Source organism: Idiomarina sp. PL1-037 (genome assembly GCF_034422975.1).
Classification (GTDB): domain Bacteria; phylum Pseudomonadota; class Gammaproteobacteria; order Enterobacterales; family Alteromonadaceae; genus Idiomarina.
In genome coordinates this window covers 1368354-1384792 of sequence record NZ_CP139873.1, presented here as the reverse complement: position 1 = coordinate 1384792, position 16439 = coordinate 1368354, and the positions used below count along the sequence as shown (strand labels likewise).

The following is a 16439-nucleotide window of genomic DNA, read 5'->3' as shown; positions in this document are numbered from 1 at the left end:
ACCTATCCTTCTAGTAATGTTTCAAGAAACCGTTTAAACAGTGCATTAGTTTGCGGCAGGCTGTCAATTAAACGGTGATCATCATTCACCAGGTGTAACTCTGCCCTGGTTCTTTCCGCATAACGCCAACTGTTTTCGACAGGCACAATATCGTCGTTCCAGCCATGAACAATTTGAGCCTTACAAGCCGGTGTTAGTTCGTCAAAATTTGCCTGACCACCTAAGTAAAAGGCCGGAGCCATTAAGAACAGCCCCCGGCTCTTTGTTTTAGCTGCTGCAACCGTTGCCACGTAACCACCCATACTGGAGCCAACCAGTAAGAAATTTTCCGTTAGTGCTTCAATATAAGTCGTGAGTTTTTCCACGCGCTGATCAGGATCATCAATACCCTGATAATCGACACTGGTTACGCTAAACCCTAAAGCTTCAGCGGTTTTTGCTAAAACTTTAATTTTGGTGCCCCAGGGACCGCTCTCTTTTCCGTGATTAAAAATAACCTGCATTTAGCAATTACCTATATTTTGTGCTTAGATAGAACCATCAGATATAACAATTAAATAACAATGTAACCTTTTATCATGATAGTAAAAACGTTCATTATAAAGAAAGGCGGTTACTATGACCTTTAACAAGCAACTTGTTGCGCTGTACACCGCATTATCTATAGTGGTTTTGTTTAGCTCAAGCAGCCTTGCCGGGCAGGAGGACATTATCTGGGGAGTAAACTCCTCTCCCCCTTTTCATATATTTGATGGCAAGTACGAAGAGCAAGGTTTTTGCGATGCTTTAGTCAGCAGCTTTCAGCGCCAGCTACCGGAACTGTCGCACAAGGTCAGAAAGTTGCCCTCCCGCCGCATCACCATGCTTATGCGAAAGAACAAGAATCTGTGTTTTCCCTGCCTGATTAAAGAAGCAAGTTATAATTCCGAATTTAATTACACCAAAACAACTCACCGGTACCAACCGCACGGTATTATTACCCGTGCTGACACAGCGGCCAGGATCATTGGAAAGTATGGTCAACCAGTAGATTTTTCCAGTCTGGTTCAGGACTCAAACTTACGCTTTGCGCAACCCGCTGAACGCCGTTACGGCCGCCTGCAGCCTCTGCTGGAAGAGCACCTTATTGATTCAGATAATTTCAGTTTCATCAGCGGCGACAATGCCCACATCAATTTGCTGACCATGATAGTCAACGAGCGTATTGATTACACTATCGATTATGAAATGGTCATGACTTACTACAACAAAACCAAGTTTAAAAGCAATGGACTGGTGTTTTTGCCTATTGAAGAATACGAGGGTGTGGTTATAGAGGGAGCGGTTGGCTGCAGTAATAATGAGTGGGGACATAAAGCCGTTCGACACCTTAATGCGGTCATCAACGAGCTTCAAGCTGATCCGGACTTTCAGCAAAGCCTGGATCAGTGGCTAGGAACCAATCGCCCAATGTTTGATTAAGCAAAGCGCTGTTGTAAATACTTGTTAATGTCGTCGGACTCATACATCCACTGTACTTTATCGTTCTGCTCAATGCGCAGACACGGCACTTTAACTCTGCCGCCGCCGTCTAACAGCTCTTGTCTGTGCTGCTCATTATTTTTTGCATCTCTTAATTCTATATTCAGATTAAGGCGGGCAATTTCCTTACGTACCTTGACGCAAAACGGGCAAGCAGCAAATTGATAAAGAGCCAACGACTTGCAGGCTTCATCTACCTGTTGCTGAGCCTCATCACTGCGGCTCAGGCCTTTTGGCGTGGTCAACTTTTCAATCAGTAAAACAATAGGCGTTAAAATAAGCCGTAGAGTACGAAAAAAGTAACGAATAATAATTCTCATAAAAATACAACCAGACTGCCTGTTAAAGATGCCGCTATTCTAACGTGTTTAAGGTAAAGCGTCAGTCTTTTAGCTGAACGCTTTTCACTTTCCGTTTAAAGCTTCTGCAGCAATTTCGAGCGACCTTAAACGAGCCTGGTGATCAAAGGCATGACAGGTAAGAATAACTTCATCTATACCGGTATCATCAATAAACTGATTAATATGTCGTTGAACTGAATCCTTAGTGCCAACCGCCGTATAAGTTAATGCATGATTCGCCCCGGCCAGTTCATGAGGTGCAGCAGCCTTTCTTATGTCATCCACAGGTGCTTTTAAAGGCCCGGGTGTACCACGTCGCAACGCAATAAACTGTTGTTGCATTGAGCTCATCATTCTTCGCGCATCGTTTTCGCTGTCTGCAGCAAAAACATTCATTGCCGCAGCAACATAGGGTTTGCTGAGGTAACGCGATGGACGAAAGTTTTCGCGATACGCTTTTAATGCATGCTGCAAATAGTCTGGTGCAAAATGCGATGCAAAGGCATAAGGCAAACCTAAATGCGCAGCAAGCTGAGCGCCAAAAGTGCTTGAGCCGAGCAACCACACCGGAATTTTCTGTCCAAATCCGGGCACCGCTTTAATCGCATCGCTTTCCTGTGCTTCTTCCAGATAACCTAAAAGCTCCTGAACATCGTTAGGAAACTGTTCGGCGTCGTCGGGTTTACGTCTTAACGCCCGTAAAGTTCGACCGTCTGTTCCTGGTGCTCTGCCCAGACCAATATCGACACGCCCGGGGTACAAAGCATCTAACGTACCAAACTGTTCAGCGACTACGAAAGGCGCATGGTTCGGCAACATAACACCGCCGGAACCTACCCGGATTTTTTCGGTTTTACCGGCGACGTAACCTAAAGCAACCGCGGTTGCGGCCGAGGCAATTCCAGTCATATTGTGATGCTCAGCCATCCAGAAACGGTGGTAACCCCACCGCTCTGCATGCTGGGCTAAATCAGCCGAGTTATGCAATGATTCAGCCACTGACCCGCCTTCCGTGACAGGCGCTAAATCAAGAATTGAGTATTTCATCGTAACTTACATCTCTTGCTTGGTTGGGCGAATGATCATTTCATTCACGTCAACTTGCTGAGGTTGCTCAATTGCAAACGTAATGGCGCGGGCAATAGCCGCCGAATCAATCGCGTCTGAATATAAATCGTCAGCCATTTCTTTTGCGTCTTTGTCACTAATGTGGTCTGTCAATTCTGTTGCTACAGCACCGGGTGAAATATTGGTGGCGCGAATTTCACCGTTAGATTCCTGACGAATGCCTTCAGAAATCGCTTTTACCGCAAACTTGGTTGCGCAATACACCGTTCCGCCGGCAAAGACTTTCTGGCCTGCAACCGATGACAGGTTGATGATATGACCGACATGCTGTTCGCGCATAACGGGTAATACAGCAGCTACGCCATATAGAACACCTTTAATGTTCACATCGATCATGGTGTCCCACTCATCCACTTTCAGCGCATCGAGCGGGGCCAGTGGCATGAGCCCAGCGTTATTAATCAGTACGTCAATACGACCAAATTCCGCTTTAGTATCATCAGCCAGTTTTTGTACGGCTGCTTTGTCGGTTACGTCAACCACACGGTAAGCTGCCTGGCCACCGTCTTTTTCAATTGACTCAGTCAATTCTTTTAGGCGATCTTCGCGGCGCGCCGCTAACATCAGTTTTGCGCCTTTTGCCGCAAGCATACGAGCGGTTTCTTCGCCTAAGCCGCTGCTTGCACCCGTAATAATGACAACTTTATCTTGTACTTCTGACATAGCTTTACCTCCGGTTAGTGCTATTGGTCGACTGCCCCTAACTGCTTTAATATCATGTCTTCAAAACGCAGTAGCGGCAGCATAGAACGCTGAACTTTGGCTCGCAGTAATGCTCCCTGCCAACCAGAAAGAATGAAGGCTCCCATCTGTTCGGTGTCAATGCATTGCTGAATTTGCTGTGCGTCCTGCGCAGTTTTTAAACACCGCGCAATACGCTGCTCCCAGTCAGAAAAAATGTCATTTAACCGTTCGCGAAATAAATCACTCTGCGAGGCCATTTCCTGACCTAGGTTGCCTATTAAGCAGCCTTTGGAAAAATCACACGACTTTAAGTCCTCTACCGAGCGACGCAAATAGCTGCGCAAACGATCAACTGGTTCCAGTTTTTCGTTGGCCAGAGTTTCGTCCATGCGTGCTTCATAATCCTCGGCGTAGGTTTCGATAACAGCTAGGCCAAAATCATTCTTACTTTTGAAGTAATGATAAAAAGAGCCCTTGGGCACCTGCGCCTCGCTCAGAATTTTATTCAACCCGGTGCTGACGAACCCGTGTATGGATATCAGGTCAGCACCGATTGTTATGATATTTTGTCGCGTGTCATTCTTAGTCATGCGACCTATATTAGACCAGTCGTCTAGAAACTTCAAGATAAGCTTATCAATTGTAATTACAGAGCTTCGGCAATGGGTTCCGGCCAGACACCGCACTGAACTTTAGCAATGTGGTCACTTTGTAAAATTTGCATCACCACCCGTGACTGCCCTATTCCCCCTCCAATAGTTAAAGGCAACTCACCCGCTAACAAGGACTGGTGCCAGGGTAGCTGGAGCTTTTCTTCCTGTTGACTAATAGCCAACTGACGCTTTAATGCCTGCTGGTCAACACGTATTCCCATAGACGAAAGCTCCAGCGCGTCATCTAATGCCGGATGCCAGACAAGAATATCGCCGTTTAAACCAGTACTGCCCTGCTCGTTAACCGAACTCCAGTCATCGTAGTCCGGCGCTCTGACGTCATGCGCATAACCATGACTCAACTCACCACCTATACCCACCAGAAATACCGCCCCATACTGTTTAACCACCTCGCGCTCCCGCTGTTTTGTGGTAAGGCTTGGGTAAGCAGTGATCAAGTCCTCGGTATGCACAACATGGATTGCACCCGGCAAAGTGCTCCTGCCACCGTGTTGTTCTATATATTGTTGCTCGGTTTGACGCAGTGCATCATAAATACGTTCAACTGTCTGAATCAGAAACTCCAGTGACCGCTGCTCTTCAGTAATGACTTTTTCCCAGTCCCACTGGTCTACGTAAACAGAATGTACGGAACTCAAAGCTTCTTCGTCGGGCCGCAGAGCTTTCATCTGGGTAACGATGCCCTCGCCGGCACCAAAGCCGTAACGGCCAAGGGTAAAGCGCTTCCACTTAGCCAACGAATGAACTACTTCATAATCTTTGTCGGGAACGGCTTTTACTTTAACTGCAACTGCCTTTTCCCAGCCCGACAAATCATCCTGAACACCACTGCCCAATTCACTTAGTAGTGGCGACTGCACTTCAATAAGTCCAAGCTGAATCTGCAACTGCTGAGTGAAGCAGGCTTTTACGAACTGAATTTTCTGTTGCTGTAACATGTATTGTGATTTCATAAATACTCCGAATCATTAATAAAAGAATAAAAACACGATTCAATTAATACCTTTTAGATTTATTTATTCAATAACGTTTAACAAAAATAGCTTTACTTATTATTTTCCGTTAATTTATACCTAAGTTAATTAACGAAGCTTTAATAAAACATGAAAAAATCACCTGAAAATTATCAAATCGATGATCTGGACCGTTCCATACTCAGAACCTTGATGGACGAGGCTCGTATTCCTTATGCTGAGCTGGCTAAACGCTATAAAGTGAGTCCGGCCACTATTCACGTGCGGGTTGAAAAAATGAAGCGCGCCGGAATTATTGAGGGCACGCGTTTACAGGTTAATGCCAAACGCTTAGGCTACGATGTCTGTTGCTTCATTGGCATTACCTTGAAAAGCGCGGGCGACTACCCGGCCGCAATTGAAAAGCTGGAAAAGCTCGAGGAAGTTATTGAGGCTTACTACACCACCGGACAGTACAATGTTTTTATTAAAATTATGACGCCGTCAATAAACGAGCTACAACACACGCTAATCAATCGAATTCAGGCTATTGATGAAATACAGTCGACGGAAACGCTCATTTCATTGCAACAGCCGATTAACAGAGACATACAGCCATGAGTCAGGAAATTAGACTAACAGAATACAGTCACGGTGCCGGTTGTGGCTGCAAAATATCGCCGCAGGTTTTATCAAGCATTTTGCAAAGCAAACTGGATATAGCACCCGATCCTAAACTTCTGGTGGGGAACAGCACCCGTGACGACGCTGCAGCCTATGATTTAGGCAATGGTATGGTTGTATTAAGTACCACCGACTTCTTTATGCCAATTTGCGATGACCCTTTCGACTTTGGCCGCATAGCTGCAACAAACGCTATTAGCGATATTTACGCTATGGGCGGTCAGCCTTTAATGGCTATCGCTATTTTCGGCTGGCCAATTAACAAACTACCCGCGGAGGTGGCGCAGCAAGTTATTGATGGTGGTCGACAAGCTTGTGCTGACGCGGGCATTATGCTTGCAGGCGGACACAGTATTGATGCGCCAGAGCCAATTTTTGGGCTAGCAGTTACCGGTCAGGTAGAAAAACAAAAACTCAAACAAAACGATAAGGCCCAGGAAGGCGATGTCTTAATGCTGACCAAACCCTTAGGGGTTGGTATTTTAACTACGGCACAAAAACAGAAAAAACTTTTACCCGAGCATAGCGGAATTGCGATAGAGACCATGTGCCAGCTGAACCGAATTGGCAACGTCTTTGCTGATATTAAAGGCATTAACGCCATGACAGACGTGACCGGATTCGGTTTAGCCGGACATTTAATTGAAATGGCTGAAGGTGCCGACCTTTATGCAACAATACAGTTGGATAAGATCCCGACCTTGCCCCACGTACATGACTACCTCAATCAAGGCTGTGTTCCCGGAGGCAGCCTGCGCAACTTCGAGAGCTACGGTCAGCATATTAGCCCGGTACCGGAGCAACAGCGTAACCTTTTATGTGACCCACAAACTTCCGGCGGCTTACTTATCAGCGTGGCAAAAGAAAACGTTGAAGCCGTTTACCAAACCTGTCGCGAGCATAATCAGTCAATACAGATTATTGGTGAGCTTTATCGTGCTGAGATGCAAACCTACCGAGTGGTTGTTGAATAAATGTCTGGTCAATGGATAACCCACTCACAATTTGACGAACTCTTTATTAACGGTACACCTTTGCTGGATTTAAGAGCTCCGGCGGAATTTAAAAAAGGCGCTTTTAATACCGCGGTGAATCAACCTCTAATGACAGATAACGAGCGCGCAAAAGTGGGTGCTTGTTATAAACAGCACGGCCAGGATGCCGCCATTGCGCTGGGACACGAGCTGGTCAGCGGGAAAACCAAACAACAAAGAGTTAGTGGCTGGAAACGTTTTTTCAGTACACATCCAGATGGCCTGATTTACTGTTTTCGGGGCGGTTTGCGATCACAAATAGTACAACAGTGGTTAAACGATGAAGGCGTTGCCCGACCGCGTATTGAGGGCGGTTATAAAGCACTCAGACAACACCTGATTCAGCGCACGCAAGAGCTTGCCGCCGACTTTAACTGGATTGTCGTAAGCGGCCGTACCGGCTGTCAGAAAACCGAGTTTATTAAGAATCAACCGAATTCAATTGACTTAGAAGGATTGGCGCATCACAGGGGTTCCGCATTTGGACGTTATCCGGAGCCTCAACCCACCCAAATTGACTTTGAAAATCAATTAGCCGTTGAACTGATAAAGCTTAAGGCTCATGGCGCGACCACCCTCTTTATTGAGGACGAAGGCAGTCATATTGGCTCGGTTTCCGTTCCTGAGTGCCTACGCCACGCCACTCAAAATGCTGAGCGGTACCCTATTGAGGCAAGTATAGAGCAACGTGTGGAAGTCATTTACCAGGAATATGTTGTAGCCGCCGAGGCTCTTTACCCGTCACGTGAGCAGTTTGAAAATTATCTACTCGACAGTCTAACCCGAACTCGCAAACGACTGGGCGACCTTCGCTTTCGCCAACTGTTCGGTATATTGCAACGGGCGTTAAGCCATGACAGCGCAGAACTGCATAAACAGTGGATAGAAGGCTTACTGGTTGACTACTACGACCCCATGTACGACTACCAAATGAAAAAGCGATAAGCATCGCTAAAAATCTGCGACCCGCCGAAAACAAGAGTCAATGCGTTAAGCTTTTGTTATGGTATTGGCATAATTACACCAAGGGGATCTATCTATGTTGAAGCGAATGTTAAGCCGTGTCACCGCGGCCGCATTGGTCATCGTTGCCCTGCCTTCTATGGCGGTAACAAAAGACCTTTCTTACTACCTGCCACAGGATGTCAGTTACAATCCGGAAATTACCAAGCCTAAAGATGTGCTGGGTTATCAGGTTGGTGAATGGCATGCCCGCCCCGAGCAAATTGTAAAATATATGGAAGTTCTGGCCGAAGAGTCAGATCGTATTACGCTGGAAGTCACCGGTCGCACACATGAGCAGCGTCCTTTGTTACTTCTGACCGTCACTTCAGAAGACAACCACCGCAATATTGATGACGTTCGTGAGCGTCATTTGGCCGCCGCTGATCCAAACCGTGATGCTGATCCGGACAATACCCCAGTGGTCATGTACATGGGTTATAGTATTCACGGGGACGAATCGAGCGGCAGTAATGCAGCAATATTGTTTGCTTATTACCTTGCAGCCGCTGAAGGCGAAGCCGTAGATGAGCTTTTGAATGATTCCGTTATTCTGCTTGATCCGGCGTTTAACCCGGACGGTCTTGCCCGCTTTGCACAATGGGCAAACCAGCACCGCAGCCAGAACCTGGTTGCCGACCCTCAACACCGGGAACATGTACAACCCTTTATTCGTGGCCGGGTTAACCACTACTGGTTCGATATGAACCGTGACTGGTTGTTGCTACAGCACCCTGAATCGCGCGCGCGCGTTGCAAACTTTCAAAAGTGGAAGCCAAACGTACTGACCGATTATCACGAAATGGGAACCAACAGCACGTATTTCTTCCAGCCGGGTATTCCGTCTCGTAAAAACCCATTAACGCCGGATGAAAACGTGCGCTTAACAGAAATTTTGGCGGCAGAACACGCTGACTCGCTGGATGATATTGGCAGCCTGTATTACACCGAAGAATCATTTGATGATTTTTACTATGGCAAAGGCTCTACCTACCCTGACATTCAGGGAGCTGTCGGCATTCTATTTGAACAAGCATCCAGCCGCGGACACCTGCAGGACTCGGTTAATGGTGAGGTCAGCTTCCCGTTCACTATTCGTAACCAGTTTGTCGCCTCTCTCAGTACCATTTACGGCACTCACAAAAATAAAAGTCGTTTTATTGAGTTTCAGGAGCGTGCGTACGATGAAAGTATGGAAGCTGCGCAAAAGACGAAATTCGAAGGTTATTTAATTGGAGACTCAAGCGATCCGTCGCGTGTGGAAGGCTTACTGAAAATCTTTAAGCAGCACGGTATTAAAGCTTACCGCGTAGAAAAAGATATTGAGCAAAATGGCACTCAGTTTAAAGCCGGAAGCAGTTATTATATCCCTCTGGCTCAGGCTCAATACGGTTTGATTCAGGGAATATTCAGTACGCGCAAGAACTTCCCGAACAATACCTTCTACGATGTTTCGGGCTGGACTTTACCGTTAGCTTTTAACGTACCATTTGAGACTCACCGTGGTCGTATTCAAATAGCGGATAACGCCTGGGATGCGCCAAAACGTAAAACATCAGCTCTCACTGATGCTTACGCCTACGCATTTAACTGGAACGACTACCACGCTCCGGGCTTATTACAGGAGTTGCTGGAGCAGAACATTCACGTTCGTCAGACCACCAAGCCCTTTACTGTAAAAGGTGAACAAGGCCGCCAGGAATTTTCAGCAGGCTCTATTGTTGTACCTAAGGCCTATCAGCAATTGGAATGGCGCGATGTACAACGTCGGCTGGCCACCGCAGCAAAAGAGAAAGGTATTCAGGTAACCTCTATCGAGACCGGATTAACACCAGAAGGTGTCGACCTGGGTAGTCGCAACATTCAGCCGGTAGACGAGCCCAGCGTAATGATGCTGACCGGAGCGGGTGTTAACCTATACGAAGCTGGTGAAGCCTGGTACTACCTTGACCGCCACGTTGGTATTCCATTGTCGATGGTTGATACTGAACGTTTATCCAGCGCTGACTTAACTCGTTATAGCCATATTATTATGGTGGACGGACATTACAGCAATTTAGATAAACAACTGCGTAAGAAAATTCAAAACTGGGTAAGCCAGGGTGGCACAATAATCGGTCAGCGCGGTGGTGCTGAGTGGTTAGCAGAGAATGGTCTTCTACAAACTCGCTTTGTTGATGACGCCGTATTCCAGAACGCTTTTGCTAAAAAACAGTTAAGTTACGAAGAACGTAACGATTTTTACGCCGAGCAGCGTATTGCCGGAGCGATATTCTCAATGGATGTCGATACTTCTCATCCGTTATTCTTTGGCTTCCCGCGTGACCAAATGCCGGTGTTCAAGAATACGGCAGCCGCTATGGAAGAACCGGAGTCGCCTTTTGTTTCAGTTGCCCGCTATTCGGAGCAGCCTCTAATGAGTGGCTACACGGATGAGCGCAATCGCGAAATACTAAAAGGTAAAACCAATATTGCCGCTCATCGCTTAGGCAGCGGTCAAGTAATTGGTTTTGCTGACAACGTTAATTTCCGCGCCTATTTTTGGGGAACCGCTAAATTACTCAGTAATGCCATTTATTTAGCTCCCCGTATTCAGGTTTATGCAAAAAAACTGGACGATAAAGCGGCAGCTGATGCCACCGCTGAAGCTCATTAATTAATCAGCTTCTATAAAGTAAAAACCGCTGGGACTTTCCGTCTTAGCGGTTTTTTTACACTTACCTATATTGGTTATTTTTCTAATCATGGTCTACCTTACTAATTGAATCTTCTAAATTAATCAGTGAGGTGAATATGTTGCGTTGGGTTCTTATCTTTCTAGCTGTGGCTGTAGTTGCTGCTATTTTAGGCTTTGGTGGAATTGCGGGAACAGCAGCCGGAATCGCTAAAATTATCTTCTATATCTTTATTATTCTCTTTGCAATTTCTTTAGTTGTTCGCCTGCTTCAGGGTAATAAAAGGCTTTAAATGTTTTAGCCTTTATTAGATATTAGACATTGGTCGCATGCCAACCGTTATTGAGTTTACGCTACAATAACAGTTGGCATTTTTCGTTTCCTGTCTAACACTACAACAATGAGGCTCTTGCCATGAACGCAATCGTAATGATGGTTCTGGGTTTAGGCGCAATGTTTCTCGGTTACGTTTTTTACTCTAAATTCATTGCTGAGAAAATTTTTAAGCTCGATCCTGATTTCAGAACACCCGCTCACGAATTAGAGGACGGCGTCGACTTCGTCCCTACCAATAAATACGTTCTGTGGGGCCACCACTTTACTTCTGTAGCCGGTGCAGCACCTATTATTGGTCCTGCCATTGCGGTTATCTGGGGTTGGGTACCTGCTTTCTTATGGGTTATTTTCGGTACCATATTTTTTGCTGGTGTACACGATGCCGGCGCTATCTGGGCAAGTAACCGTAATAAAGCCAAATCTATTGGTAACCTGACCGGCGATGTTGTTGGAAAGCGCTCTCAAACGCTGTTTATGATCGTTATTTTCCTGGTGTTATTAATGGTCAATGCAGTATTCGCTACCGCTATTTCGGGGCTGCTGATTAAATTCTCCAGCTCAGTAGTTCCGGTTTGGGGGGCCATATTTGTCGCGCTTATTATCGGACAAATTATTTTCCGTAAATGGATGGGCTTGGGTGCTATATCCATTATCGGTGTACTGGCGCTGTACGCACTTATCTGGGCAGGTCCGTCCTTCCCTATAGAATTGCCGGAAACGGTCATGGGTATTAGCGACAACGCGCAATGGGTTCTTATCCTGTTTGGCTACGCAGCCATTGCTTCGTTACTGCCTGTTTGGATGTTGCTTCAGCCACGAGACTACATCAACGGTCTGCAGCTTTTCATTGGTCTTATTTTGCTTTACGGCGCCACGTTACTACTGGCTCCGGAAATTTCAGCTCCGGCCTTCAATAGCAACACTCCGGAAGGCACCCCATCAATGTTGCCGCTGCTGTTCGTCACCATAGCCTGCGGGGCAATTTCGGGCTTCCACGGCCTGGTTGCATCGGGCACAACCTCGAAGCAACTTAATAAAGAAACCGATGCCCGCTTTGTCGGATACTTTGGCGCAGTTGGCGAAGGTTCATTGTCATTGGCGACCATCATCGCTGCAACAGCCGGCTTTGCAACATTAGCTGACTGGGAAGCGGTCTACTCTTCTTTCGGACAAGGTGGCGTATCAGCCTTTGTTGAAGGTGGCGCTAACATTATTAGTCGGGGCCTCGGCCTGGACATTGGTGTATCGGAAACACTACTGACGGTTATGGCAGTGCTTTTCGCCGGTACCACCATGGATACAGGTCTTCGCCTCCAGCGTTATATTTTCCAGGAATGGGGAAACATCTATAACATCAACTGGATGCAAAAAGCCCTTCCAGCTACCCTGCTTGCGGTTGGTAGCTGTTTATTGTTGGCCTTTGGCGCTGGTGGTGCCGACGGTTCCGGCGGCTTAGTTATCTGGCCTCTGTTTGGTACCACAAATCAGTTATTAGCCGGTTTAACCTTACTGGTTATTACTGTCATGCTGGTTCGCCTTGGCAGACCTATGTATTACACGTTAATACCATTAGTTTTCCTGCTGATAATGACAGTCTTCGCGCTTATTGTTCAGCTCAAGGACTTTTACAACAGCGGTGACTGGTTCTTAATGGGTCTGGATTTAGTCGTACTGGTTGCAGCTATCTGGATTGGTCTTGAAGCTAGTGCAGGCTTATCTAAAATCCGTAAGGAACAAAAAGCTCAGAAGAAACACTATTAAACAGGAGTAAGTAGCATGAATATACAGTCAGTCCGCCGTTGGTTCAGCCGGGCAAGTGATTTGGCCAATGAGTTCTATAATGCGCCCTATCGCTCAGCTATTGCCCGGGCAAAGCGCGACGAAGACGATTTATTCATGCTACTGGTTTTTTCTGAAATGATGGGCGTGCCGAACCCGGCCGCCTATTATACTTTAGAGTTACAGCCATTAATGCTGGAACGTTTCCACGAATGGCATCAACGTATGGGAATGGAACACTCACCTCTTGATCATTTCCGTTGTTGCTAATTTTATAACCCGACCAAAAACAGGGTTCTTTTCTCATGTTGTTAAGCGATAAAAAAGTTTTATTAATTGGTGGTAAAGGCGGAGTTGGTAAAACAACCGTGTCTTCTGCTCTGGCGGTTCTTGCTGCCCGTCAAGGCAAAAAAGTCCTGTTGGTTTCAACCGATCCGGCACATAGCCTAGCCGATGTTTTCGACAAAAAAATCGGTGATAAAAAAACTGTCATGCGCGAAAATTTAACCGCATTAGAAATTGACCCTGACCATGAAGTTGAAGCTCATATCGATAGGGTCAGTTCTCAAATGAAACGCTTTACTAACCCCGACCTTTTTCCTGAAATTGAACGTCAAATGCGCTTAACCCAGCAGTCGCCGGGGGCTCAGGAAGCTGCTTTGCTGGAACGCATTTGCAACGTTATTGATGAAGCGGAAAAGGACTATGACTTACTCATTTTTGATACAGCCCCAACCGGGCATACCCTGCGTTTATTGACGTTACCCGAGGCAATGGCTGCCTGGACTCAGGGTATGTTGCGTTCGCAAAAGCGTTCCGAAGACTTCGACTCAGTTCTTGAGCACTTATCGCCCAAAGCCGGTAAAGACATTAATAACCCAATGGCTGACCCCAAAGACAATGCCAGCGACGGTATGACCGACCGTACCAGAGCAATTACAGAACAGTTATTAACTCGACAACGGCTTTTTCAACGCACCCGGCGCTTATTGCAGGACAGCAGTTACACATCCATATTGTTTGTGCTGACACCCGAGCGGCTGCCTATCCAGGAAACCGATCGTGCATTACAGTCATTAACAGCAGAAAAGTTACCCGTTGGTGGTGTTGTCATTAATCGGATTTTGCCTGAACAGGCTGACGGCAGCTTTTTGGCCAAACGCAGGCTTCAGGAAAAAACTTACATAGAAGACATTCACAAACGTTTTAAAGCATGGCGAAATTACTCCCTTTATCTATTAGAAGAAGATGTACAGGGTCTCGACGCATTAGAGGCCTTTGCAAATAGTCTGGAGCAAGCAGGATTTTCATCCTAATTGCCATCTTTGTCATCGCTTTCTCTAATAAGACGTATACAGTGTGATTGTTATGAATTAAGGAGAAGACTATGCGCGCTGTAGGATACAAAGAATCACTTCCGGCCGAAGACCCAAATTCACTGCTGGATATTACCGTCGATGATCCGACTCCCGGAGAAAAGGATCTACTGGTTAAAGTTAAAGCCGTAGCCGTTAACCCGGTTGATACCAAAATCAGAATGCGCATGGCGCCTGAGTCTGGCCACAAAATTATTGGCTGGGATGCTGTCGGCGAAGTTGTCTCTACCGGAGATAAAGTAACCGGCTTTCAAACAGGAGATCGTGTTTGGTACGCGGGTGATTTGACCCGACCAGGTTGTAACGCGCAATTGCAAACCGTTGATTATCGCATTGTAGGCAATGCCCCGGCGAATCTCGATGACACTCAGGCCGCCGCCCTCCCCTTGACCAGTATTACTGCCTGGGAAATTCTGTTCGATCGCTTACAGCTTGATAAACCGTCACCGCATAACAAGAGAACTCTGTTAGTCATTGGCGGAGCCGGTGGTGTTGGCTCTATCTTAATTCAGCTTGCCGCTCAGCTAACCGATGTTACCATTATCGCTACCGCCTCCCGCGCAGAATCTCAACAATGGGTAAAAGCTCTTGGGGCTGACCACGTTATTAATCATTACGACGACTTAGCCGAGCAAATAGAGTCTGTTGGCGCCTCCCCGGTAACCGATGTGGCCTGTTTGACTCACAGCGAACAATACTTCGAGCAATGTACGAAATTGATGGCGCCTCAGGGTCGCTTTTGCCTCATAGATGACCCATCCGAAAGTCTCGATATTACCCTGATGAAGCAAAAAAGCATCACCTTGCACTGGGAGTTTATGTTTACCCGTTCTATGTTTACTACGGCAGACATGATAAAGCAGCAGGAATTACTGAACCATATTGCGAGAATGGTCGAAAAAAGCCAAATCCGTTCGACTCTTGGTAAAAATTTTGGCGAAATGAACGCGGATAATCTCCGGAAGGCGCATCAGGCTATAGAAAGTCAGAAAACTATCGGAAAAATAGCGCTAACTGTTGCCGAATAGTTTTACAAACATACATGAATGTATGTATAATTCCGGATTGATATAAATTAATAGGTCAGAGGTAATTTAATGAACACGCGTTTTAGGTTTGCCCCCATTTTTGCCGCGAGTCTTCTATTAACGGGAGCACTCAGCGCATGCAGCGACCAACAACAGCAGCAACAAGGCCAGCAACAAGCAGCTCAGGTTGACGTAATTACCGTAACGCCTGAGTCAATCAGTCTTAGTACCGATTTGCCTGGACGTACAGCAGCCTATCGGGTTGCTCAAGTTCGCCCGCAAGTTAGCGGGGTATTGCTGGAACGAACTTTTGAAGAAGGCGCCTTTGTAGAAAAAGGACAGCAACTTTATCAAATTGATCCGGCCGTTTATGAAGCGGAATTAGCCAGTGCTGAAGCTGAAGTTGAAAGCGCAAAAGCTGTTTTACGCAGCTCAGAGCTTCGTTATAAACGTTTTCAGGAACTGCTTGAAGAGAACGCAGTAAGCCAGGACGAGTTTGATAGTGCAGAAGCTACCTTCTATCAAAACAAAGCGGCTGTTTCAGTGGCTGAAGCCAAATTAAAAAATGCCAGCATTAACCTTGAGTACACGAAAGTCAACGCACCCATTAACGGTGTCATTGGCCGTTCTAACTTCACTGAAGGTGCATTATTAACAGCATCTCAGCCTGAACCTTTGGTTACGATTAATCAACTGGATCCAATTTATGTTGATATCAACCAATCCAGTAAGCAGTTTATGAAGTTACAAGCTGATATAAAATCCGGCCGTATTCAGGCGAACGAGAAAGGTAATGCACCCGTTCGTCTTAAATTAAATGGTCTGGATTACGATCAAAAAGGTGAACTGCTTTTCTCTGAAGTCAGTGTCGATGAAGATACAGGAGCAATTCTATTGCGTGCTGAATTCCCTAACCCGGATAACACACTGTACCCAGGCATGTTTGTGCGTGCTGAAGTGAGTGAAGGCACTATCAACTCAGCCATTAAAGTACCGCAAAAAGCTGTAACTCGAGACCCCAGAGGACGACCTTATGTCATGCTGGTAAATGATGACAAAAAAATTGAACAACGGATGATAACGACAGAACGCGCTGTAGGCAGCAGTTGGTTAGTATCTGAAGGCCTTAAAGAAGGCGATACCGTTGTCACTTCAGGTCTGCAAAAAATTCGTCCGGGCGCATCGGTGACTATCGATTCATCTAACTCTGAACAGCAGCAGTAA

The 16439-nt window shown here is 46.3% G+C and carries 17 protein-coding genes; 11 read left to right on the top strand and 6 right to left on the bottom strand.

All coding sequences use genetic code 11. The annotated features are described in order from the left end of the window. Positions 1-2 precede the first annotated feature (2 nt). Positions 3-503 carry an alpha/beta hydrolase gene (locus U0358_RS06440; protein WP_322407422.1) on the bottom strand — a complete coding sequence of 167 codons (501 nt, stop codon included), beginning with the start codon at positions 501-503 and terminating at the stop codon, positions 3-5. 115 nt (positions 504-618) lie between these two features. On the opposite strand from U0358_RS06440, the gene U0358_RS06435 reads away from it, so the two are divergent. Then, positions 619-1461: a TIGR02285 family protein gene (locus U0358_RS06435; RefSeq protein WP_322407421.1), complete on the top strand. Its 843-nt coding sequence runs from the start codon at positions 619-621 to the stop codon at positions 1459-1461. On the opposite strand, the gene U0358_RS06430 is transcribed toward U0358_RS06435, so the two are convergent. The 5 genes from U0358_RS06430 to asnA form a co-directional block, all read right to left on the bottom strand. Then, positions 1458-1841: a glutathione S-transferase N-terminal domain-containing protein gene (locus tag U0358_RS06430; protein ID WP_322407420.1), complete on the bottom strand. Its 384-nt coding sequence runs from the start codon at positions 1839-1841 to the stop codon at positions 1458-1460. The genes U0358_RS06435 and U0358_RS06430 overlap by 4 nt on opposite strands. 84 nt (positions 1842-1925) lie before the next feature. Then, positions 1926-2909, bottom strand: a complete 984-nt coding sequence (locus tag U0358_RS06425; protein ID WP_322407419.1) for an LLM class flavin-dependent oxidoreductase — start codon at positions 2907-2909, stop codon at positions 1926-1928. Positions 2910-2915: 6 nt separating this feature from the next. After that, the gene (locus U0358_RS06420; RefSeq protein WP_317496802.1) at positions 2916-3653 is read right to left on the bottom strand and encodes an SDR family oxidoreductase; all 738 of its coding nucleotides are present in this window, start codon (positions 3651-3653) and stop codon (positions 2916-2918) included. Between the two features lie 20 nt (positions 3654-3673). After that, the gene (locus tag U0358_RS06415; RefSeq protein ID WP_322407417.1) at positions 3674-4264 is read right to left on the bottom strand and encodes a TetR/AcrR family transcriptional regulator; all 591 of its coding nucleotides are present in this window, start codon (positions 4262-4264) and stop codon (positions 3674-3676) included. Positions 4265-4320: 56 nt separating this feature from the next. Beyond that, positions 4321-5301, bottom strand: coding sequence for an aspartate--ammonia ligase (asnA, locus tag U0358_RS06410; RefSeq protein ID WP_322407416.1), 981 nt, complete (start codon positions 5299-5301; stop codon positions 4321-4323). Between the two features lie 150 nt (positions 5302-5451). On the opposite strand from asnA, the gene asnC reads away from it, so the two are divergent. The 10 genes from asnC to U0358_RS06360 all read left to right on the top strand — a co-directional run bounded on the left by asnC (position 5452) and on the right by U0358_RS06360 (position 16439). Next, a complete protein-coding gene (gene asnC, locus U0358_RS06405; protein ID WP_317496799.1) occupies positions 5452-5922 on the top strand; it encodes a transcriptional regulator AsnC in 471 nt (156 codons plus the stop codon). Next, on the top strand, positions 5919-6959 hold the full coding sequence (selD, locus tag U0358_RS06400) for a selenide, water dikinase SelD (protein WP_322407414.1): 1041 nt from the start codon (positions 5919-5921) through the stop codon (positions 6957-6959). The genes asnC and selD overlap by 4 nt, the downstream gene beginning before the upstream one ends. Continuing rightward, complete coding sequence (mnmH, locus tag U0358_RS06395) at positions 6960-7964, top strand: tRNA 2-selenouridine(34) synthase MnmH (protein ID WP_322407413.1); 1005 nt, start codon at positions 6960-6962, stop codon at positions 7962-7964. A 94-nt stretch (positions 7965-8058) separates the two neighbouring features. Then, positions 8059-10677: a M14 metallopeptidase family protein gene (locus tag U0358_RS06390; RefSeq protein ID WP_317496796.1), complete on the top strand. Its 2619-nt coding sequence runs from the start codon at positions 8059-8061 to the stop codon at positions 10675-10677. A 137-nt stretch (positions 10678-10814) separates the two neighbouring features. Beyond that, positions 10815-10988, top strand: a complete 174-nt coding sequence (locus tag U0358_RS06385; protein WP_016341288.1) for a DUF1328 domain-containing protein — start codon at positions 10815-10817, stop codon at positions 10986-10988. A gap of 122 nt (positions 10989-11110) precedes the next feature. Further along, positions 11111-12793 carry a carbon starvation CstA family protein gene (locus U0358_RS06380; RefSeq protein WP_317496795.1) on the top strand — a complete coding sequence of 561 codons (1683 nt, stop codon included), beginning with the start codon at positions 11111-11113 and terminating at the stop codon, positions 12791-12793. Positions 12794-12808: 15 nt separating this feature from the next. After that, positions 12809-13081, top strand: coding sequence for a cory-CC-star protein (locus U0358_RS06375; protein WP_011233950.1), 273 nt, complete (start codon positions 12809-12811; stop codon positions 13079-13081). A 35-nt stretch (positions 13082-13116) separates the two neighbouring features. Continuing rightward, positions 13117-14127: an ArsA family ATPase gene (locus tag U0358_RS06370; RefSeq protein WP_322407412.1), complete on the top strand. Its 1011-nt coding sequence runs from the start codon at positions 13117-13119 to the stop codon at positions 14125-14127. 71 nt (positions 14128-14198) lie between these two features. Continuing rightward, complete coding sequence (locus tag U0358_RS06365) at positions 14199-15215, top strand: zinc-binding alcohol dehydrogenase family protein (protein WP_322407411.1); 1017 nt, start codon at positions 14199-14201, stop codon at positions 15213-15215. Between the two features lie 69 nt (positions 15216-15284). Then, positions 15285-16439, top strand: a complete 1155-nt coding sequence (locus tag U0358_RS06360) for an efflux RND transporter periplasmic adaptor subunit (RefSeq protein ID WP_317496792.1) — start codon at positions 15285-15287, stop codon at positions 16437-16439.

What these genes read in the sequence shown, in the direction of transcription:
- selD (WP_322407414.1), top strand. Translation starts at nt 5,919, where the DNA reads ATGAGTCAGGAAATTAGACTAACAGAATACAGTCACGGTGCCGGTTGT.
- U0358_RS06425 (WP_322407419.1), bottom strand. Translation starts at nt 2,909, where the DNA reads ATGAAATACTCAATTCTTGATTTAGCGCCTGTCACGGAAGGCGGGTCA.
- U0358_RS06365 (WP_322407411.1), top strand. Translation starts at nt 14,199, where the DNA reads ATGCGCGCTGTAGGATACAAAGAATCACTTCCGGCCGAAGACCCAAAT.
- mnmH (WP_322407413.1), top strand. Translation starts at nt 6,960, where the DNA reads ATGTCTGGTCAATGGATAACCCACTCACAATTTGACGAACTCTTTATT.
- U0358_RS06415 (WP_322407417.1), bottom strand. Translation starts at nt 4,264, where the DNA reads ATGACTAAGAATGACACGCGACAAAATATCATAACAATCGGTGCTGAC.
- U0358_RS06370 (WP_322407412.1), top strand. Translation starts at nt 13,117, where the DNA reads ATGTTGTTAAGCGATAAAAAAGTTTTATTAATTGGTGGTAAAGGCGGA.
- U0358_RS06430 (WP_322407420.1), bottom strand. Translation starts at nt 1,841, where the DNA reads ATGAGAATTATTATTCGTTACTTTTTTCGTACTCTACGGCTTATTTTA.
- U0358_RS06380 (WP_317496795.1), top strand. Translation starts at nt 11,111, where the DNA reads ATGAACGCAATCGTAATGATGGTTCTGGGTTTAGGCGCAATGTTTCTC.
- U0358_RS06420 (WP_317496802.1), bottom strand. Translation starts at nt 3,653, where the DNA reads ATGTCAGAAGTACAAGATAAAGTTGTCATTATTACGGGTGCAAGCAGC.
- U0358_RS06360 (WP_317496792.1), top strand. Translation starts at nt 15,285, where the DNA reads ATGAACACGCGTTTTAGGTTTGCCCCCATTTTTGCCGCGAGTCTTCTA.
- U0358_RS06375 (WP_011233950.1), top strand. Translation starts at nt 12,809, where the DNA reads ATGAATATACAGTCAGTCCGCCGTTGGTTCAGCCGGGCAAGTGATTTG.
- U0358_RS06385 (WP_016341288.1), top strand. Translation starts at nt 10,815, where the DNA reads ATGTTGCGTTGGGTTCTTATCTTTCTAGCTGTGGCTGTAGTTGCTGCT.
- asnC (WP_317496799.1), top strand. Translation starts at nt 5,452, where the DNA reads ATGAAAAAATCACCTGAAAATTATCAAATCGATGATCTGGACCGTTCC.
- U0358_RS06440 (WP_322407422.1), bottom strand. Translation starts at nt 503, where the DNA reads ATGCAGGTTATTTTTAATCACGGAAAAGAGAGCGGTCCCTGGGGCACC.
- U0358_RS06435 (WP_322407421.1), top strand. Translation starts at nt 619, where the DNA reads ATGACCTTTAACAAGCAACTTGTTGCGCTGTACACCGCATTATCTATA.
- U0358_RS06390 (WP_317496796.1), top strand. Translation starts at nt 8,059, where the DNA reads ATGTTGAAGCGAATGTTAAGCCGTGTCACCGCGGCCGCATTGGTCATC.
- asnA (WP_322407416.1), bottom strand. Translation starts at nt 5,301, where the DNA reads ATGAAATCACAATACATGTTACAGCAACAGAAAATTCAGTTCGTAAAA.